Consider the following 17636-nt stretch of genomic DNA (forward strand, 5'->3'; position numbering starts at 1 on the left):
CCGCGCCCCGCTCGACCAGGGCCCGGCCCCGCTCCCCCACCGATGGGAAGTGGAGGCCGGGCCGTCCGCCGCCTGGGCCGGACCAGCTCCCGGCCACCCGCACCCGTCAGGCCCCGGCCGCGGCGGCGGCGACCGGCGTCCGCCGCGCCAGGGCGGTGTCGACCATCGCCGTCAGCAACTCCGAGTAGGACAGGCCGGCGGCCCGCCACATCAGCGGGTACTGGGACGCCGAGGTGAACCCGGGGAAGGTGTTGACCTCGTTGACCACCAGTTCCCCGTCGGCGCGCAGGAAGACGTCCACCCGGAGCAACCCGGCGCAGTCCAGGGCCTCGAACACCGCCACCGCGAGCCGGTCCAGGCGCTCGGCCGTCGAGGCGTCCAGGTTGGCCGGCACGTCGAAGACCGTGCCAACGGACCCGTCGTACTTGGCCTCGTAGTCGAAGAACCGCTGGTCCTCGGCGACCCTGATCTCCAGCGGCGGACTGACCTCCAGGGTGCCGTCGGCGCGCTGGAGCACGCCCACGTCGATCTCCCGACCGGGAACCGCGCCCTCGACCAGCACCTTCCCGTCGCTCTCCCGGGCGGTGGCCAGGGCCGCCGGCAACTGGGCGAGGTCGTCCACCCTGGACACCCCGAGACTGGAGCCGGCGCGGGCCGGTTTGACGAACAGCGGCAACCCGAGCGGGGCCAGGTCCTCCGGGCGGGGCCGCTGCCCCGGTCGCAGCACCAGGCCCGGCGCGACCGGGATCCCCGCCGAGGCCAGCATGGTCTTGGTGTGTTCCTTGTCCATGCCGACCGCGCTGGCCAGCACCCCGTTGCCGACGAAGGGGATGCCGTAGAGCGCCAGCATCGACTGGATCGTCCCGTCCTCCCCGAACGGGCCGTGCAACGCGGGGAACACGACGTCGACGTCCCGCAGCCGGCGCAGCGCCTCCGTCATGCCCAACGCGGGAGCCGGTCCGGGTGCGCGCCACACGTCCTCGGTCGCGGCCCGGGCACCGGTGGCCGCCGGGTCTGGCCCGTCCTCCTCGATCCACCACCCCCCGTCCCGGTCGATCAACACCGGGACCACCTGGTGGCGGTCGCGGTCGAGGTGGGTGAGGATGCTCGCCGCGGACTGGCGGGACACCGCGTGTTCCCCGCTGCGGCCGCCGTAGACCACGGCGACCCTGGTTCTCGGCTCAGACAAGGGACAACTCCTCCAGTTCGCGGGTTGCTCGTGCCCCACCGAGGTAGCGGCGGGGTATCCGCGCGCCGATGCCGGTGAGGACCTCGTGCGGGTTGGTCTCCGCCCAGGCCGCCCACTCGGCCGCCGTGGGTTCGCCGTCGTCCCCGGGGCCGAGCACCAGGACCTCGTCGCCGAGGTTCGCCTCGTCCCGGCCGAGGTCGAGGACCAGTTGGTCCATCGCGACGAGACCGGCGACGGGACGCCGACGGCCCGCCAGCAGGGCCGCGCCCCGGTTGCTGGCCAGCCGGGGCACACCGTCGGCGAAGCCGACCGGCACCAGGGCGAGCGTGCTCTCCCCGGACGTCCGGTAGCGGTGCTCGTAGGAGACGCCCTCCCCGGCGGGAACCTTCTTCACCAGCACCGTCCTGGACCGCAAGGTCATCGCTGGCCGGAGGCCGCCGCTGCGCCCGGCGACCGGTTCCACCCCGTACAGGGCGATGCCGACCCGCACGAGGTCGTAGTGGGTGGCGGGCTCGGTCAGGGTGGCGGCCGAGTTCGCGAGGTGGCGCAGTTCCGGGTCGAGCCCGGCGTCCCGCGCCTCCCGCAGGGCCAGCTCGAAGGCCCGCACCTGCGTGCCGACCGGCGGCGACGCGGCGGGTGCCCCGGCCGCGCCCAGGTGGGACCAGACACCGCGCACCAGCAGCCGCCCCCGGCGTTGCAGCCACGCCGCCCGGTCCAGGAGGCCGCGCCACGCCGTGTGGTCCGCTCCGCCTCGGCGGAGCCCGGTGTCGACCTTCAGGTGGACGGCCGCGCGGGTGCCGACCCGGGTGGCGCACTCCGCGATCCGCTCCAGGTGCTCGGCGGAGGAGACGCCCAGATCGACACCGGCCAGGATCGCCGCGTCGAAGTCCTCGTCGTGCGCGTGCAGCCAGCTGAGCACCGGGGCCGTCACGCCGGCCTCCCGCAGCCGCAGCGCCTCGGCGTTGGTGGCGACCCCCAACCAGGTCGCGCCCGCGTCGAGCACGGTCCGGGTCACCGGCAACATCCCGTGCCCGAACGCGTCCGCCTTCACCACGGCCAGCACCGGGGCCGTCGCCCTGGCGGCGAGCAGCGCCGTGTTGTGGGCGATCGCGTCGAGGTCCACCGTGGCCTCGGCCAGGCCACCCCGTGCGGTCCAACTCGTCATCGTTCCGTCCTCGGGTCGCGTCCCACCCACGCTAGGAACGGCGTGTGCCAGGACTGTGACCGTTTCTCGACCGTTCCCCACCGGTGCCAGCGGCACTCGGCCCGCTCGGGGATCGCCGGCGCCTCCGGTCGTCACCGCTGGTCAACGGCGGGTCACGGTCCGGAGGGGCGCGTCCGGGTCGTATACCGTGGCGGCCACGTCCGAGGTGGTGCGGACATCGGCGGAAGACGACGGGGAGCGACGAGCGGTGGCCCGGCTGTTACTGGTGGAGGACGACGACGCGCTGGCCGAGGCCCTCACCCTGGCCCTGCGGGGGCTGGGGCACGAGGTGGTGGCGGCTGGCGGCGGCGAGGGCGGGCTGGAACTGCTGGCCCTCGGGGAGTCGGTCGACCTGCTGCTGGTGGACGTGATGCTGCCCGGCATCGACGGCTTCGAGGTGTGCCGACGGGTGCGGGCGCGCAGCACGCTGCCGATCATCCTGCTCACCGCGCGGGGCGACCCGATCGACGTCGTCGCCGGCCTGGAGTGCGGTGCGGACGACTACGTCGTCAAACCGGTCGAGCCCCGCGTGCTCGACGCCAGGATCAAGGCGGTGCTGCGGCGGAGCGCCAGCGCTCCCGGGCAGGAGGTCGTCCGCATCGGCGAGGTGGCCATCGACCGCACCGCGATGGTGGTGACCCGCGAGGGGCACGAGGTGAACCTGACCTCGACGGAGCTGCGGCTGCTGCTGGAGTTCGCAGACCACTCCGGCCAGGTGCTCACCCGGCAGGTGCTGCTCCGCCGGGTGTGGGACTACGGGTACGTGGGCGACTCGCGGATCGTGGACGCGGCCGTGTCCCGGCTCCGGTCGAAGATCGAACGTGACCCGGCCAACCCGGAACTCGTGTTGACCGTCCGCGGCCTCGGGTACCGGCTGGCGAAACCGTGACCCCCCCTCGCGGCTGGTCGCTCGGGCTGCGCACGAGGATCGCGGCGAGCATCGTGCTCCTCACCGTCGCCGCGAGCGCCGGCGTCGGTTTCGCCTCCTACCGGGTGCAGGCCGACGACAGCACCGAACGCTTCGTGCTCGCGGCCGACGCCTCCTTCCAGTCCACGATCAACCACCTGCGCACCGAGGAGGAGCTCCACGGGGAGGGGCGGGTGGCGGTGCTCGCCGAGGAGATGGACCGCTGGGCGGGGGTGGGTTGGAGCGCGGTCGACCTCGGCGGCGCGCCGGTGTCCTGGCCACCGGCGGAGGGCGAACCGTCCGGTGCCGCCTTCCCGGCGACCGCCGGCGACCCACAGCACCAGAATGCTCCGGTTCCGGCGGAGCTCGTCCGCGAGGCCGTCGTCGGCCACCTCCCGGCTGTCCAGCGCGACCCGTACCGGTCGGGCTGGCTGCTCGTCGCCGGCGAGGTCACCCCCGGGCTCGTCCTCGTGCAGCACTACGGCATGCACCGGCTGGACGACGAGCTGTCCCGGCTCCGCCACCAACTCGCCGCGATCTCCGCCGTCGTCGCGTTCCTCGCCACGGTCGCCGCGATCCTGGCGGCCAACCAGGTGTCCCGACCGCTGCGGACGGCGGCGGACGCGGCCAGGAGGTTCGGGGACGGCGACCTGGGCACCAGGCTCCCGGTCGCCGGGCGGGACGACCTCGCCGACCTCGCCACCGCGTTCAACGCGATGGCCGAACGCCTGAGCCACTCGATCACGGACCTGCGGGCCAAGGACCGGCAGCAGCGGCGGTTCGTCTCGGACGTCACCCACGACCTGCGCACTCCCCTGGCCTCGATGGTGGCGGCGGCGGACAGCCTGAACAGCCTGGACGGCGAGTCGCGGGCGCGGGCGGCGGACCTGCTGACGGTGCAGAGCCGGCGGCTGGCGCGGTTGGTGGAGGACCTGCTGGAGATCTCCCGGTTCGACGCCGGTGTGGTCGAGGTGCTCCAGGAGCCGGTGGACCTGGCGGAGCTGGTGGCCGACGCCGTCGACCTCGCCGCCCCCGACGCCGACATCTCGATCCGGGTGGTGGGTGACGTGCTCGTCACCGGAGACGCCCGCCGGCTGCACACGATCGTGCGGAACCTGCTGACCAACGCCGTGACGCACGGAGCCGAACCGGTGGTGGTCACCGTCGACGGCACCGACTCCGCCACGGTGCTGGTGCGCGTCGCCGACGGCGGCCCCGGTGTCCCCGAGGAACTGGTGCCCATCGTGTTCGACCGCTTCGTCCGGGGTGACGCCTCACGACGGGTCACCGAGGGCAGCGGGCTCGGCCTGTCCATCGCCGCCGAGAACGCGACGGCCCACGGCGGGCACCTCGGCGTGCGCAACGCGGACGGCGCCGTGTTCACCGTCACCCTCCCGAGAGGAGAACCCCCGACGACGGCCCCCTGAGGAGGAGGCGTTCGACCAGGCGAGCCGACCAGCGAGGGATTCCTGGTCACCGGGGGTACGCGTCGCACCCGCCCTCGGCGCCCGCCTGCCCCCGGCCCAACGTCTCGGACCGGGCTCTGGACCATCTCGGTTCAGTGTCGAGCACGCGGAGGGCAAAACGGACAGCGCGTCGGTTCCGATACTTCCAGTGACAGCACTACGACATCGTGAGGACAACCGAGACCGTGCGTACCCGACTGACTCCCGTCATCTCCGCCGTCGCCGCGCTGGCCCTGCTCGCGGGCTGCGGCAGCTCGGACGAGGACACCACGCCCGAGACCACCGCCGAGCAGACCGCCGAGGAGGGGGCGGACCAGGCCCAGGAGGCCGCCGCCGAGGAGCCGGCCGGCAACCCGACCTGGGGCGACACCCACGACTTCGACGGCCTGCTGGTCACCTTCTCGGAGCCGAGGGAGCACGAGCCGAGCGAGTACCTCATCCAGGAGATCGACGGCGGCCGCGTCGTGGCCTTCGACATCTCCGTCGAGAACGGCAAGGACGAGGTCTACGACGGAGCGTTGTTCCACACCCAGGCGACCTCCGGGGGCCGGCCGACCGAGGAGCTCTTCGACAGCGGCGGCGGTCTTGACGGCACGGCGATGGGCTTCAGCAGCATCCCCTCCGGCGAGACCGTCACCGTGAGCGCGGGCTGGATCATCCCCGAGGGCAGCAGCGACCTGCGGCTCGAGGTCGCGCCCGAGCTGTTCAACGACGGCGACCCGGTCTTCTTCGAGGGCGAGGTCTGAGCCTCCCCTCGCCGCGCGGAGGCGGGCACCACCCCGTCTCCGCGCGCCGCCTCCCGCCGGAGGTGGCGCCGCTCGGCGGTGCGCGCATCACGGCAGTCCCACCGGTCGCGGGGAACCACGACGGCAGCCCCCGGCGCCGCCCGAGTGACCACGCCTCGGGCCCTGGCTTCCGCGTCCCGGCGACCCGGCCTCCCTCCACGTCCCCCGCCAGGGCACGGGCGGTCGTCCCGCCGTCCCGAGGCATCTCAGGCCACGCGAGCGGACGCCCGCCTGGCCGCCCCGGTGCCGGCGCTCAGGGGCTGACGCGTCACGCGACAGGCCCTCCACCAACGCCCGGCTGCCGCCCGCCGGCCCGCCCGCCCCGGGTCGAGACCGGTGCCCCGCACATCAAAGGTGATCCAGCCGCTGCCCGTCCGGTGTGGAGTGATCCCCGGCGAGCTCGGCCCCGGAGCCTCCCACTCGCCCCGCTCGTCGTGTCGGTGCCGGCTCCTACCCTCGCCGACGGCACCGAGGGTGCCGGTCGACGCCCCACCCCCGCCCGGGCCCCGAGGCGTCCGACCGGGGTGGTGAGGACACCTCGGAGCGCACCGCGCGGCCCCGGGTGGCGGTCGGGACCCGACCGACGAGGACGCGGACCACCTTTCCCTGGAGGACGGTTTGGGCCACTACGCGCGGATCGGCGACGTGCTCACCTGGTACGACGACCACGGAGCCGGGGAACCGCTGCTGCTGCTCCACGGCGGGCTCGGTGACTCCCGGGACTTCGACGGCCTGCTCGACGATCTCACCCCGCACTTCCGGGTCCTGCGCCCCGAACGGCGTGGTCACGGCCGGAGCCCCGACGCGCCCGGTCCGACGGGTTACGCGTCGATGGCCGAGGACACCATCCGGTTCCTGGAGGACGTGGTCGGTGGCCCCGCCCACCTCCTGGGCCACGGCGACGGCGGCACGGTGGCGTTGCTGACGGCGATCCGGCGGCCGGACCTGGTGCGGCGCGCGGTCCTGGTCGGGGCGGTGTTCCACCACGAGGGGCTGGTGCCCGAACTCCGCGCGGCGCTCGCCGAGCACGGCGTGGGACAGGTCCCGGCACCGCTCGCCCTGGCGCACGAGGAGGTCTCACCGCACGGCGCGGGGCACGCGCAGGACCTGTGGGAGCGCCTGATGACGATGATGTCGAACGAGCCGGCGCTGCGCCGGGAGGACCTGGCCGGGGCGGACGTGCCCGTGCTGGTGATGAGCGGGGACCGCGACGTCGTGTCCCTGGAGCACTCGGTGGCGCTCTACCGAGGACTGCCCACGGCGTCGTTGGCGATCCTGCCCGAGGCCACCCGATCGCTGATCGCCGAGCACCCGGGGCTGTGCGGGCGGATCGCCGGTGACTTCCTCCGGGGTGCGACCGCGCCCGGGTGACGGAACCGGTCGCCGGTTCGAGGGCCGCCGGTGTCCGGCTCGAGTGCGGCTCGGTCGTCTCGACCGACCCGCACTCCCCACCACCGGATGCCGGTCCTCGGCCCGGGTCTCACAGGGCGGCGGAGACCACCAGCGCACCCAGCAGGACGGACAGCGCGACCATCAGCCCCCGTGTCCGGCTGACGACGTCGCTGAGCAGCCGTCCGACGAAACCGGACACCCCGCCCAGCAGGGCGACGACCACCCCGCCCAGCACGTCGGTGTCGACCGCGTCGAGGACGAACAGCAGGACGACCCCGACGACCGCGCCCAGCGCCGCGAACGCGAGGGACGCGGCGAGGGGACCCCACCGCGCCGTGAGCACCCCCAGCGGCCAGCCGAGCAGCAGGGCCGATGGCAGCAGGAGCGCCGCGAGGACCAGTGCGAACACCGACCAGGCAGCCCAGAAGGCGCCCACGGTCGTCGCCGCCGAGGCCTCGTGCGGTACCACGCCGACGAGCGTGGTGACCAGCAGCGAGGACAGCAGCACCGAGGACAGCACTCCCGCGAACAACCGCACCGGTCCTGGAGCGACCGGCGGCGGTTCGAACGTGCGCGTCTCCGGTAACCGTCCCCCAGCGTCGTCCGTCATGACGTCCCCCGGTACCCCGTGTCGGTCGGCCCCCGAGCTGATGGTCCACCTCCGGGGCCGCACCGAACCAGCGCGGATCGATAACGGTTGCGCCCCACCTGGTCGCCGCCCGGCCGACCGCCGTGCGGGGGCTCGCGGTCGTCCGCGGCGACCGGCCGCCGCGTTGGTGAACGGGCTCGGGACGCCGTTCCTTCTCCTGTCCATGCCGCTCAGCCAACCACCCGGAGATCACTACTCCAAGCAGTTGGTCGGACACCGTTAGTAGACGGAGGCGGCGGGCGAAGAGCGCGCGCGGCGATCCCCGACGGGTGCTGGCTGGTCAGCGGGACGCCGACGCGGATCGTGGCGGGCCGTGTGCCGGTCGGGCACCGACCACGGCGCTGCTACGCCCTCAGCGAACACCCCGGGTGCCGGTGCCGACGCGGCGACGGGGGCCACGTCCCACCGGAGGTCACGAGGCCGCGCGGTGCCGCCTGAGCGGGAACGGTCCCCCGCTCAGGCGCCCGACACCCGTTCCATCCGGTCGGTCGCGAAGACCAGGCCGTGCCCGGGGGCGGTGGCAGCCGTGACCGACGGCGCGCTGATCGTCACCCCACTCGGCTCCGCCAGGGCGCCGAGCGCCCCGAAGGACGCCCGGTCGATGTCCTCGACCATGGAGACGAGGGGCACGCAGAGCGCGAGCTGCGCCGACAGTTCCGGCAGCAGGTGGGGAGCCGTGGGAACACCGAAGACCCTGGCCAGCTCCGCGATCCGCAGGAAGGGGGTGATCCCGCCGACGCGCACGGCGTTGGGTTGGGCGAAGTCGACCGCGCCCGCGACGAGCGCGTCCCGGAACTGGTGGACCGTGCGCAGGTTCTCCCCCACCGCGATCCTGGCTCCCGTGTCGGCGCGCAGCCGGCCCAGGCCCGGCAGCTCGTCAGCCAGCAACGGCTCCTCGATCCAGTAGGGGTCGAAACGGGACAGCGCCCGGATCGCCCGCACCGCCGTCGGGTGGTCCCACCGCTGGTTGGCGTCCAGCATCAGCAGGCCACGCTCACCCAGGACGTCCCGGACGGCGGCGACCCGGTCGAGGTCCCGGTCCAACTCGGGCGACCCGACCTTGATCTTCACCGCGTGGTGGCCGGCCTCGACGAACCGGCGGACCTGGGCGACGAGGTCGTCCCGACCGTAGTGGAGGTTCACCCCGCTGCCGTAGCAGGTCACGGTGTCCCTGCGCCGGCCAACCAGGTCCACCAGGGGCAGACCGGCGCGGCGGCCGACCAGGTCCCAGGCGGCGATGTCGACGGCGGCCAGGGCCATCGTGGTGATCCCTCCGGAACCGCCCTCGTGCAGGTGGTGCCAGAGCCGGTCCCACAGCACCTCCGGGCGGACCAGGTCCGTGCCGACGAGGGCGTCGCGGATGTCGGTGCGCAGCAAGGCGTCGACGGCCGCCGGGCCGATCCTCGGTGTCCACGCGAAGCCCGTGCCGGTGGACCCGTCCTCGGTGGTCAGGGTCGTCACCACGAGGTACTGGTGGTCGACTCCCGGCCCCCAGGGCCGGTCGAGCGGAACCCGGTAGGTGCGGGTGCCCAGGTCGGTGACACGCATGGTGGGGTCTCCTCCGGAACGTGGTCGGTGGGACGGTCGGCTCGGGCCTCGGGTCAGGACCGGGCGGGCGAGGCCGCTCCGACGATCCCCAGTCCGGTGTCGATCAGCTCGGACAGGGTTCGCAGGTCCTCCTCGGTCGGGGGGACCAACGGCGGGCGGACCGGACCGACGTCGAGGCCCCGCAGCGTCTGACCGGCCTTCACCAGGGCGACCGCGTAGCCGGGCGTGGTGTCCCGCAGCGCGGCGAGCGGCTGGTAGAAGCCGGTCAGCAGTCGGGACACCAGGTCCTCATCCCCGCCCAGGGCGGCGTGGAAGGCCGCCGACACCTCGGGGACGAAGGCGAACGCCGCCGAGGAGTACAGGTCGACGCCGATGCCCCGGTAGGCGCCCGCGGTCAGCTCGGCGGTCGGGAGGCCGTTGAAGAAGAGGAAGTCCTCCCCCACCGCGTCCCGCACGGCCAGCACGATGGCGTGCAGCCGGTCGAGGTCGCCGACGCCGTCCTTGATGCCCACCACGTTCGGTATCCGCGCCACCTCGACCGCCGAGTCGACGGTGAGCACCGCGTTGCCCCGCTGGTAGAAGACGATGGGCAGCGGGCTGGACTCCGCGACGGTCCGGACGTAGTCGACCAGGCCGCGCTGGGGGGCGTTGACCAGGTAGGGCGGCAGGAGCAGGATCGCCTGGGCCCCGGCGTCGGCCGCGCCGCGCACCTGCTCCCGCGCGGTGGGCAGCGGGCCACCGGCTCCGGCGAACACCGGGATGTCCTCCGGGGTGACCGCCGCCGCCGTCGCCACCACGGTCGCCTGCTCGGCGACCGACAGGGCGTGCACCTCGCCGGTGCCGCAGGCGGCGAACACCGCGCCCGGCCGGTGGGCGAGGCTGCGCCGCAGGTGTTCCGCCAGGACCTCCGTGTCCACCGCGCCCCGCGCGTCGAAGGGGGTGACCGGGAAGAACAGAACCCTGTCGAGCTTCACGACTCTCTCCTGTGCTCGCTCACGTTGTGCGGATCGGTGTTGCCGGCTTCCGGCCGGGACTCAGCGCAGCTCGGTGCGCCAGCTCCTGGCGGCGGTCCAGCCCAGCAGTCGGGCCGCCTTCGCCACGCGGAACGCCGGGGTGTCCCCCGTCAGCGGGGCGGCCACCTCCTCGGGCACGCTGGTGTGCGCGGGGAGCAGGTCGGCCAGCGGTTGCCTGGCGAGCGCGTCGCGGGCCCCCACGAAGAAGGTCTGGCCGGGGGGCAGGTCGTGCGCCCGTTCGAGCAGGACCGCGGTGAACTCCCCGGCGTCCCGGGCGTCGACGTAGTTGAACAGGGACACCGCGCCGAGTTCCGGGCGGTCCAGCCGGTCGTGGATGCGGTGTCCGGTCTGGGTGGGCGCGCCCTCCCACTCCTCCGGCGAGACGACGAAGCAGGGCCGGAAGCAGTGGAAGGCGGCGCGCTCCGGCCACCGGCGGGCGAAGGAACGGGTGATCTCCTCCGCGACGACCTTGGACAGGGCGTAGGAGTTCCACGGGCGCACCGGGGTGTCCTCGTCCAGCGGGAGCCGGTCGGGCTGCCACCCGGCCGGGTTGCCGTAGCCGAGGACCGTCGGGCTGCTGGCGGTCAGCACCGTGCGCACCCCCAGGTCGGTGGCGGCCTGGCACACGTTGAACGCCAGCTGGGTGTTGGTGCGGAAGGTGTCGGGGTCGGTGGCGACGAACGGCACCGGGATGGCCGCCAGGTGCACCACGGCGTCCGGCCGGTACCGACCGAGGGTGGCGTAGCACTCCCCCGTGTCGGTCAGGTCCGCCGTGAACGTCTCCACTCCCACCGGTTGGTCGGGAGCGCGGACCAGGTCGACGCACACCGGCTCGTGGCCCGCGTCCGCCATCGCCCGCACCACGCTGCGGCCCAGCCGGCCACTGCCGCCCGTCACCAGAACCCGCATCCTCGCGCACCTCTCCGTTCGCTGTTGCCCAGGTGTGGTGCCGCCGTTCCGCCGGCGGCCGGCGTCGTCCGACCGACCGTCAGATCCTGATCTCGGTGATCGGCACCCGGCGGCCCTCGGCGGAGGACAGCAGGCCCGCCTCGGCGAGCTGCACACCCCGGGCCCCCGAGAGGAAGTCGTGCGGGAAGGGGGCGTCCTCGACGACGTGCCGGATGAACTGCTCCCACTGCACCTTGAAGCCGTTGTCCAGCTCGGCGTTGTCCGGCACGGTCTGCCACTGCTCCCGGAAGGGCTCGGGCACGGCGATGTCGGGGTTCCACACCGGCTTGGGCGTGATCGCCCGGTGCTGGACGCGGCACTCCCGGAGTCCGGCGACGGCGCTGCCCTCGGTGCCGTCGACCTGGAACTCCACCAGCTCGTCCCGGTTGACCCGCACGCACCAGGAGGAGTTGATCTGGGCGATGACCCCGCCGGCGAGTTCGAAGATGCCGTAGGCGGCGTCGTCCGCGGTGGCCTCGTACGCCTTGCCCTGCTCGTCCCAGCGGCGGTCGACGTGGGTGACGGCCTTCGCGGTGACCGCCTCGACGGAGCCGAACAGCGCCTCCAGCACGTAGTGCCAGTGCGGGAACATGTCGACGATGATCCCGCCGCCGTCCTCGGCGCGGTAGTTCCAGCTCGGCCGCTGGGCGGGCTGCCAGTCACCCTCGTACACCCAGTACCCGAACTCGCCCCGGACCGACAGGATGCGACCGAAGAAGCCGCCGTCGATCAGCCGCTTGAGCTTGAGCAGGCCCGGCAGGAACAGCTTGTCCTGCACGACCCCCGTCTTCACCCCGGCGTCCCTGGCCACCCTGGCCAGCTCGACCGCGCCCTCCAGGGAGGTGGCGGTGGGCTTCTCCGCGTAGATGTGCTTGCCGGCCTTGACCGCCCGCAGCACCGCGGACTCGCGGGCGCTGGTGACCTGGGAGTCGAAGTAGATCGACACCGACTCGTCGGCGAGCACCTCGTCGAGGTCGGTCGTCCACCGGTTCAGGGAGTGCCGGTCCGCGAGTTCGCGCAGCTTCCGCTCGTTGCGGCCGACGAGGACCGGCTCGGGGAGGACGCGGGTCCCGTCGGACAGCTGGACCCCGCCCTCCTCCCGGATGGCCAGGATCGACCGCAGCAGGTGCTGGCGGTAGCCCATGCGGCCGGTGACCCCGTTCATCGCGATTGTCAGCACGTGACTGTCCATGAGTTCCATACCTCTCACACAGGGAAAGCGCTTTCCACCGTAACCGTAGTGCCGCCTCGCCGCCAAGGCCCTCCGTTCATCCCCGACCGACGCCCCCTTGACCAGAGCCCGCCGTTCGAGTGTCCTGTTCCGGTCATGTGATTGACACCACGAACAACGCTCCCTAGTTTTCGGTAAACGTTTTCCACTGCGCCGTGGGGCTCGGTGGAAACGCCGCTACGTCCCAGGAGGCCAGGCTGGCCTCTACGTCCCAGGAGGCCAGGAGATGGGTGTGCAAGGAAGCTCCCCATGGCGCAGAGGGCTCACGGTGTTATCGGCGCTCACGGTCCTCGGCGCTGTCGGAGCCTGCGGCGGCACGAACGACGGCGGCGACGGCGACGTCACGATCCGCTTCACGTGGTGGGGCAGTGACGACAGGGCACGGCTCACCGAGGAGGCGGTGGCGCTCTTCGAGGAGCGCAACCCCGGAATCGACGTCGTGACCTCATACTCCGCCTTCGACGGCTACTTCGAGAAACTCGCGACGGAGACCGCGGGCGGCAACCCGCCCGACGTGATCCAGATGGATTACGCGTACCTGCGGGAGTACGCGGACCGCGGGGTGCTGGCGGACCTCAACGAGTTCGGCGAGGACCAGCTCGGCACCGAGGAGATCACCCCCCTGCTCGCCACGTCCGGCGAGATCGACGGCGCGCTCTACGCGCTGCCGATGGGGCAGAACACGCACACCTTCGCCTACGACGTCGAACGCTGGACCGAGACCGGCGTCGACCTCCCCGAACCGGGCTGGACCTGGGAGGACTGGTTCGACGCCTCCCTCGAACTCGCCGATGCCACCGACGGCGAGAGCGTCGGGCTCACCGACTTCGGCTGGTCCTGGGAGACCTTCCAGGTGTGGTTGCGGCAGCAGGACAAGGACCTCTACACCGAGGACGCCGAGCTCGCCTTCGAGCGCGCCGACGTCGTGGAGTACATGGAGCTGCTCGACCGCTTCCGCTCCGAGGGAGCCTCCACCGAGGGTTCGGTGACCGCGCAGATCGACGGAGCCGTGGAGAACTCCCCGGTCTCGCGTGGCCTGGCGTTCGCCGACTTCAGCTGGGACAGCACCGTTCCCAGCTTCTTCTCCGTGCTCGGAAGGCCGGTCGCGCTCGCCCCCATGCCGAGGATCGGCGAGCGGGTCGGCCAGTTCGCCAAGCCCGCGATGCTCGTGAGCGTCGCCGAGGGCAGCGAGCACAAGGAGGCCGCCGCCGCGCTCGTCGACTTCCTCCTCAACGACGAGGACGCCGGCAAGATCCAGGGCACGACCCGGGGCATGCCGGTGAACGAGTCGGTCCGCGAGGCGGTCGGCGCCGAGTTGGAGGGTGCCGACGAGGTCGTCTACGAGTACGAGGAGCTGCTCGCCGACGAGCTGGAGGAGACCCCGCCACCGCCCCCGCCCGGCAACAGCACGCTGAAGCGGGAGTGGGAACGGCTGAACCAGGTGGTCGCGTTCGGACAGATCAGCATTGACGAAGCCGCGGACCAGTTCCTCAACCGAGCACAACAGGAGCTCTGACGCGAGTCAGTTGGCGGGGGTGCCCGGTGAGCCGGGCACCCCCTGGGATAGGTGAACACATGGTCGCTCAACAAGTCGAAGCAGTGACGTCGCCCCCGCCGCAGGAGAGCAAGCGGGACCAGGCACGTCGCAAGAGGAACGCGAAAGGGCAGACGGGCGTCGCCTACCTGTTCCTCACGCCCTGGATGATCGGGGCGCTGCTGCTCACCGTGGGGCCGATGGTGGCCTCGCTGTACCTCTCCTTCACGAACTACAACCTGTTCACCGCCCCGGAATGGGTCGGCCTGGACAACTACGTCCGGTTGTTCACCGAGGACGACAGGTTCCTCAGCTCGGTGTCGGTGACCCTGCGCTACGTCCTGCTGTCGGCGCCGCTGAAGCTGGCCGCGGCCCTCGCCGTCGCCATGCTGCTCAACCGCCCGCGCAAGGGCCAGGGCTTCTACCGATCCGCCTTCTACGCGCCCTCCCTGCTGGGTGCCAGCGTCGCGATCGCCCTCGTCTGGCGGGCGCTGTTCACCGACAGCGGGACGGTCGACACCCTGCTCCAGAAGGTGGGCATCAACACCGGCGGCTGGATCAACCAGCCCCAGTACGCGACCATCGTGATCGTCATCCTGGCCGTGTGGCAGTTCGGCGCGCCCATGGTCATCTTCCTCGCGGGCCTCAAGCAGATCCCGCAGGACCTCTACGACGCGGCCGCCGTGGACGGCGCGAGCAAGTGGAAGACCTTCACCTCGGTGACGCTCCCCATGCTCACGCCGGTGGTGTTCTTCAACCTGGTCATGGAGATCATCAACTCGTTCCAGGCCTTCACCGGGGCGTTCGTCGTCAGCAACGGGCAGGGTGGCCCGGCCGACTCCACCCTCTTCTACACCCTGTACCTGTACCAGCGTGGCTTCTCCGACTTCCAGATGGGATACGCCTCGGCCATGGCGTGGCTCCTGCTGCTGGTGATCGCTCTGGTGACCGGCCTGCTCTTCTGGAGCTCCGGCCGGTGGGTGTTCTACAGCGGAGAGGACAAGTGATGAGCACCGCGACCGTGACACCTCCGAAGCAGGCCGCGACGCCAACCCCGAAGGCGAGGACCGGTCGTTGGCGGCCCGTCGTCTGGCACGTCATCGTCACCGCGATCGTGCTGCTCCTGCTCTACCCGATCATCTGGCTGGTGGCGGCGTCGTTCAAACCGGCCGACGAGGTCGTGACGAGCCTGAGCATCCTGCCGAACAACCCCACCCTGGAGAACTACACGGCGGCCTTCGACGGGATCGCCGGCGTCAGCTTCTGGTCCTACCTGGGGAACTCGCTGTTCGTCGCCATCGGCTCGGTGGCCGGCAACGTCGTGTCCTGCGTGCTGGCCGCCTACGCCTTCGCGCGGCTGCGGTTCCGGATGCGCGGCCTGATGTTCGCGTTCATGATCGGCACCATCATGCTGCCGTACCACGTGGTGCTGATCCCGCAGTACATCATCTTCCAGCAGATGGGGATGGTGGACAGCTTCTGGCCGCTGATCCTGCCCAAGTTCCTCGCCACCGAGGCGTTCTTCGTCTTCCTCATCATCCAGTTCATGCGGGGCCTGCCCAGGGAACTGGACGAGGCGGCGCGGATCGACGGCTGCGGACCGATCCGGATCTTCTTCCACATCATCCTGCCGCTGGTGCGACCCGCCCTGATCACCACGGCGATCTTCACCTTCATCTGGACCTGGAACGACTTCTTCAGCCAGCTCATCTACCTGAGCACGCCGAGCAACTACACGCTCCCGCTCGCGCTGCGGCTGTTCATCGACCAGACCAGCGTCTCCGCCTACGGACCGATGTTCGCCATGTCGGTGCTCACCCTGATCCCGATCGGGCTGTTCTTCCTGGCGTTCCAGCGGTTCCTGGTGCAGGGTGTGTCCACCACCGGACTCAAGGGCTGAGAGGTGATGGCGGTGTCCTCCAAGACCCGGGCGCCCGAGAACCGGACGACCGTGGTGGGAGAGCGGTTCGCGTTGTTCGCGGACTGCCTCTACCTCGGCCTGCTGGTGCTGGTCTCCTCACTCCCGCTGGTCACCGCGTACGCGGCGATCACCGCGGGGAGCGGGCTGCTGCGCCAACGGGTCCGCGAGGACACCTCCTTCACCATCGGCGGCTACTTCGCCCGGCTGCTGGCGGTCATCCGCCACCAGTGGCTGGTCCTGGTCGCCCCCCTCGGGTTGGCCCTGCTGCTCGGCGTCAACGCCGTCGCGGTGGCCTCCGGCGCCCCGGGCGCCGACGTGGTGGAACCGGTGTTGTGGCTGATCGGCGCGGCCCTGCTCGTCGTCGGGCTGCGGGCCGCGGTGCTGTGGACGCCGGACACCGGCTGGCGGGAGACCGTGGAGGCCGCCGGTACCGCGACCGTCCGCGACCCGGTGGGCAGCCTGCTGCTGCTCGGCGCGGCCTTCGCGTGCTACGTGATCGCCGGGCAGACGCTCATGCTCGTCCCGCTGGTGTGCGGGTTGTTGGTCTTCGCCGCCGTGGCGGTGACCGGAAGGGAACACGGGTGACCACCCCGACTCGCGTACTCCAGGTGGGCGCGCACGGCTACGGCCGGGTCCACCTCGACAACATCGCCGCGCTCGGCGAGAGCGGCCTGGTCCGGCTGGTGGGGCTGTGCGACCCGGTGCCGCCGGCCCCCGAGACCCTCGCGGCCTTCGACGGGGTCCCGGTGTCACCGGAGCTGGACGCGCTGCTCGCCGAACAGCGCCCCGACGTCACGATCGTGGCCACCCCGATCCACACCCACCTGCCGCTCGCCGTCACGGCGCTGCGCGCCGGCTCCCACGTCCTGCTGGAGAAACCGCCCACGCCGACCCTGGCGGACTTCGAGACGCTCCTCGCGGTCTCCGAGGAGACCGACCGGCGGTGCCAGATCGGCTTCCAGAGCCTGGGTTCGGCGGCGTTGGCCGAGGCGGTCGACCTGGTCGGCTCCGGGACGATCGGTGGGTTGCTCGGCATCGGCGCGGCCGGCACCTGGATCCGGGACACCGCCTACTACCAGCGGGCGCCCTGGGCGGGCCGGATGGTGCTCGACGGACGTCCGGTCACCGACGGCGCCCTCACCAACGCCTTCGCCCACGCCGTGGCCTCCGCGCTCCGCCTCGGCGGCGCCGAGCGGGCCGGCGACGTGCGCCGGGTGGAACTGGAGCGCTTCCACGCCCACCCCATCGAGGGTGACGACACCGCGTGCGTCCGGCTGACCAGGTCGGACGGCCTGCCGATCGTCGTCGCGGTCACCGTGTGCGCGGAGCGCACCCGCGACCCGTACCTGATCCTGCACGGCGAGTCCGGGCGCATCACCGTCTGGTACACCCGGGACCAGCTGCTGGTCGAGACGGGGAGCGCCTTCCCCGGCGCCCGGCCCGTCACCGACGACGCCCAGTCCCGCGCGCGGGTGCTGTCCCGCACCAACCTGCTGGCCAACCTCGTCGACCACCTCGCCGACCCGTCGGTCCCGCTGCTCTCCCCCTCGGCCGGCAGCCACACCTTCATGCGGGCGATGGAGGAGATCCGGCTCGACGGGCCGGCCAGGGCGATCGACCCCCGGTACTACCGCGAGGAGGGCACCGGCCAGCGGTGGCGTCCGATCATCGACGGGGTGGACACGGTCGTCGCCAGGTCGGCCGCCGAGCTGCGGCTCTTCTCCGAGCTCGGTGCTCCCTGGGCGGCCGGTTCCCCCCGGGACACCGCGCTGCCCACCCGGCAGGGGGTCTCCTCACCGAGCTAGGCGCCGTGCTCCGGAAGGCGACCGGGAGCGGGGCCCGCCGGTCA

16 protein-coding genes are annotated in these 17636 nt (G+C 72.3%); 9 read left to right on the plus strand and 7 right to left on the minus strand.

Features of this window, described 5'->3' with window-relative positions:
* Positions 1-106: 106 nt before the first annotated feature.
* Together C1701_RS15915 and alr are read right to left on the minus strand one after the other, a co-directional pair.
* Positions 107-1189 (minus strand): D-alanine--D-alanine ligase family protein, encoded by a 1083-nt coding sequence (locus tag C1701_RS15915; protein WP_103056137.1) that lies wholly within the window; start codon positions 1187-1189, stop codon positions 107-109.
* Positions 1182-2354, minus strand: a complete 1173-nt coding sequence (gene alr / locus C1701_RS15920; protein ID WP_026419030.1) for an alanine racemase — start codon at positions 2352-2354, stop codon at positions 1182-1184. Before alr ends, C1701_RS15915 begins: the two co-directional genes overlap by 8 nt.
* A gap of 247 nt (positions 2355-2601) precedes the next feature.
* Here alr and C1701_RS15925 point away from each other — a divergent pair, with 247 nt between their 5' ends.
* The 4 genes from C1701_RS15925 (at position 2602) to C1701_RS15940 (ending at position 6922) form a co-directional block, all read left to right on the plus strand.
* Entirely contained in the window at positions 2602-3282 is a 681-nt protein-coding gene (locus C1701_RS15925; protein ID WP_026419031.1) for a response regulator transcription factor, read from the plus strand.
* Positions 3279-4727 carry a sensor histidine kinase gene (locus tag C1701_RS15930; protein ID WP_103056138.1) on the plus strand — a complete coding sequence of 483 codons (1449 nt, stop codon included), beginning with the start codon at positions 3279-3281 and terminating at the stop codon, positions 4725-4727. The genes C1701_RS15925 and C1701_RS15930 overlap by 4 nt, the downstream gene beginning before the upstream one ends.
* A 224-nt stretch (positions 4728-4951) precedes the next feature.
* Positions 4952-5512, plus strand: coding sequence for a hypothetical protein (locus tag C1701_RS15935; protein WP_103056139.1), 561 nt, complete (start codon positions 4952-4954; stop codon positions 5510-5512).
* Positions 5513-6169: 657 nt separating this feature from the next.
* Positions 6170-6922, plus strand: a complete 753-nt coding sequence (locus C1701_RS15940; RefSeq protein ID WP_051313996.1) for an alpha/beta fold hydrolase — start codon at positions 6170-6172, stop codon at positions 6920-6922.
* A gap of 109 nt (positions 6923-7031) precedes the next feature.
* Here the strand turns inward: C1701_RS15940 and C1701_RS15945 are convergent, their stop codons facing one another.
* The 5 genes from C1701_RS15945 to C1701_RS15965 form a co-directional block, all read right to left on the minus strand.
* Positions 7032-7553 carry a hypothetical protein gene (locus C1701_RS15945; RefSeq protein WP_030105744.1) on the minus strand — a complete coding sequence of 174 codons (522 nt, stop codon included), beginning with the start codon at positions 7551-7553 and terminating at the stop codon, positions 7032-7034.
* Between the two features lie 495 nt (positions 7554-8048).
* A complete protein-coding gene (locus C1701_RS15950; protein ID WP_103056140.1) occupies positions 8049-9140 on the minus strand; it encodes a mandelate racemase/muconate lactonizing enzyme family protein in 1092 nt (363 codons plus the stop codon).
* A gap of 53 nt (positions 9141-9193) precedes the next feature.
* Positions 9194-10114 (minus strand): 5-dehydro-4-deoxyglucarate dehydratase, encoded by a 921-nt coding sequence (locus C1701_RS15955; RefSeq protein WP_026419035.1) that lies wholly within the window; start codon positions 10112-10114, stop codon positions 9194-9196.
* Between the two features lie 60 nt (positions 10115-10174).
* Positions 10175-11062 (minus strand): NAD-dependent epimerase/dehydratase family protein, encoded by an 888-nt coding sequence (locus C1701_RS15960; RefSeq protein WP_026419036.1) that lies wholly within the window; start codon positions 11060-11062, stop codon positions 10175-10177.
* A gap of 79 nt (positions 11063-11141) precedes the next feature.
* Positions 11142-12302 (minus strand): Gfo/Idh/MocA family protein, encoded by a 1161-nt coding sequence (locus C1701_RS15965; RefSeq protein WP_372492995.1) that lies wholly within the window; start codon positions 12300-12302, stop codon positions 11142-11144.
* A gap of 298 nt (positions 12303-12600) precedes the next feature.
* On the opposite strand from C1701_RS15965, the gene C1701_RS15970 reads away from it, so the two are divergent.
* The 5 genes from C1701_RS15970 to C1701_RS15990 are packed head-to-tail and all read left to right on the plus strand — an operon-like array spanning position 12601 to position 17592.
* Positions 12601-13848 carry an ABC transporter substrate-binding protein gene (locus tag C1701_RS15970; protein ID WP_026419038.1) on the plus strand — a complete coding sequence of 416 codons (1248 nt, stop codon included), beginning with the start codon at positions 12601-12603 and terminating at the stop codon, positions 13846-13848.
* A 59-nt stretch (positions 13849-13907) separates the two neighbouring features.
* A complete protein-coding gene (locus C1701_RS15975) occupies positions 13908-14873 on the plus strand; it encodes a carbohydrate ABC transporter permease (protein ID WP_051313997.1) in 966 nt (321 codons plus the stop codon).
* Entirely contained in the window at positions 14873-15766 is an 894-nt protein-coding gene (locus tag C1701_RS15980) for a carbohydrate ABC transporter permease (protein WP_026419040.1), read from the plus strand. Before C1701_RS15975 ends, C1701_RS15980 begins: the two co-directional genes overlap by 1 nt.
* Before the next feature lie 12 nt (positions 15767-15778).
* Positions 15779-16372 (plus strand): hypothetical protein, encoded by a 594-nt coding sequence (locus C1701_RS15985; RefSeq protein WP_155886146.1) that lies wholly within the window; start codon positions 15779-15781, stop codon positions 16370-16372.
* A complete protein-coding gene (locus tag C1701_RS15990) occupies positions 16369-17592 on the plus strand; it encodes a Gfo/Idh/MocA family protein (RefSeq protein WP_030105750.1) in 1224 nt (407 codons plus the stop codon). The genes C1701_RS15985 and C1701_RS15990 overlap by 4 nt, the downstream gene beginning before the upstream one ends.
* The last annotated feature ends 44 nt before the right edge of the window (positions 17593-17636 follow it).

Origin of the sequence: Actinoalloteichus sp. AHMU CJ021, from assembly GCF_002895405.1 — a bacterium.
GTDB lineage: Bacteria > Actinomycetota > Actinomycetes > Mycobacteriales > Pseudonocardiaceae > Actinoalloteichus_B > Actinoalloteichus_B caeruleus.

Excerpts from the sequence above, each read along its gene's own strand:
- C1701_RS15965 (WP_372492995.1), bottom strand. The coding sequence starts at position 12,302 with ATGGAACTCATGGACAGTCACGTGCTGACAATCGCGATGAACGGGGTC.
- C1701_RS15945 (WP_030105744.1), bottom strand. The coding sequence starts at position 7,553 with ATGACGGACGACGCTGGGGGACGGTTACCGGAGACGCGCACGTTCGAA.
- C1701_RS15950 (WP_103056140.1), bottom strand. The coding sequence starts at position 9,140 with ATGCGTGTCACCGACCTGGGCACCCGCACCTACCGGGTTCCGCTCGAC.
- alr (WP_026419030.1), bottom strand. The coding sequence starts at position 2,354 with ATGACGAGTTGGACCGCACGGGGTGGCCTGGCCGAGGCCACGGTGGAC.
- C1701_RS15975 (WP_051313997.1), top strand. The coding sequence starts at position 13,908 with ATGGTCGCTCAACAAGTCGAAGCAGTGACGTCGCCCCCGCCGCAGGAG.
- C1701_RS15980 (WP_026419040.1), top strand. The coding sequence starts at position 14,873 with ATGAGCACCGCGACCGTGACACCTCCGAAGCAGGCCGCGACGCCAACC.
- C1701_RS15960 (WP_026419036.1), bottom strand. The coding sequence starts at position 11,062 with ATGCGGGTTCTGGTGACGGGCGGCAGTGGCCGGCTGGGCCGCAGCGTG.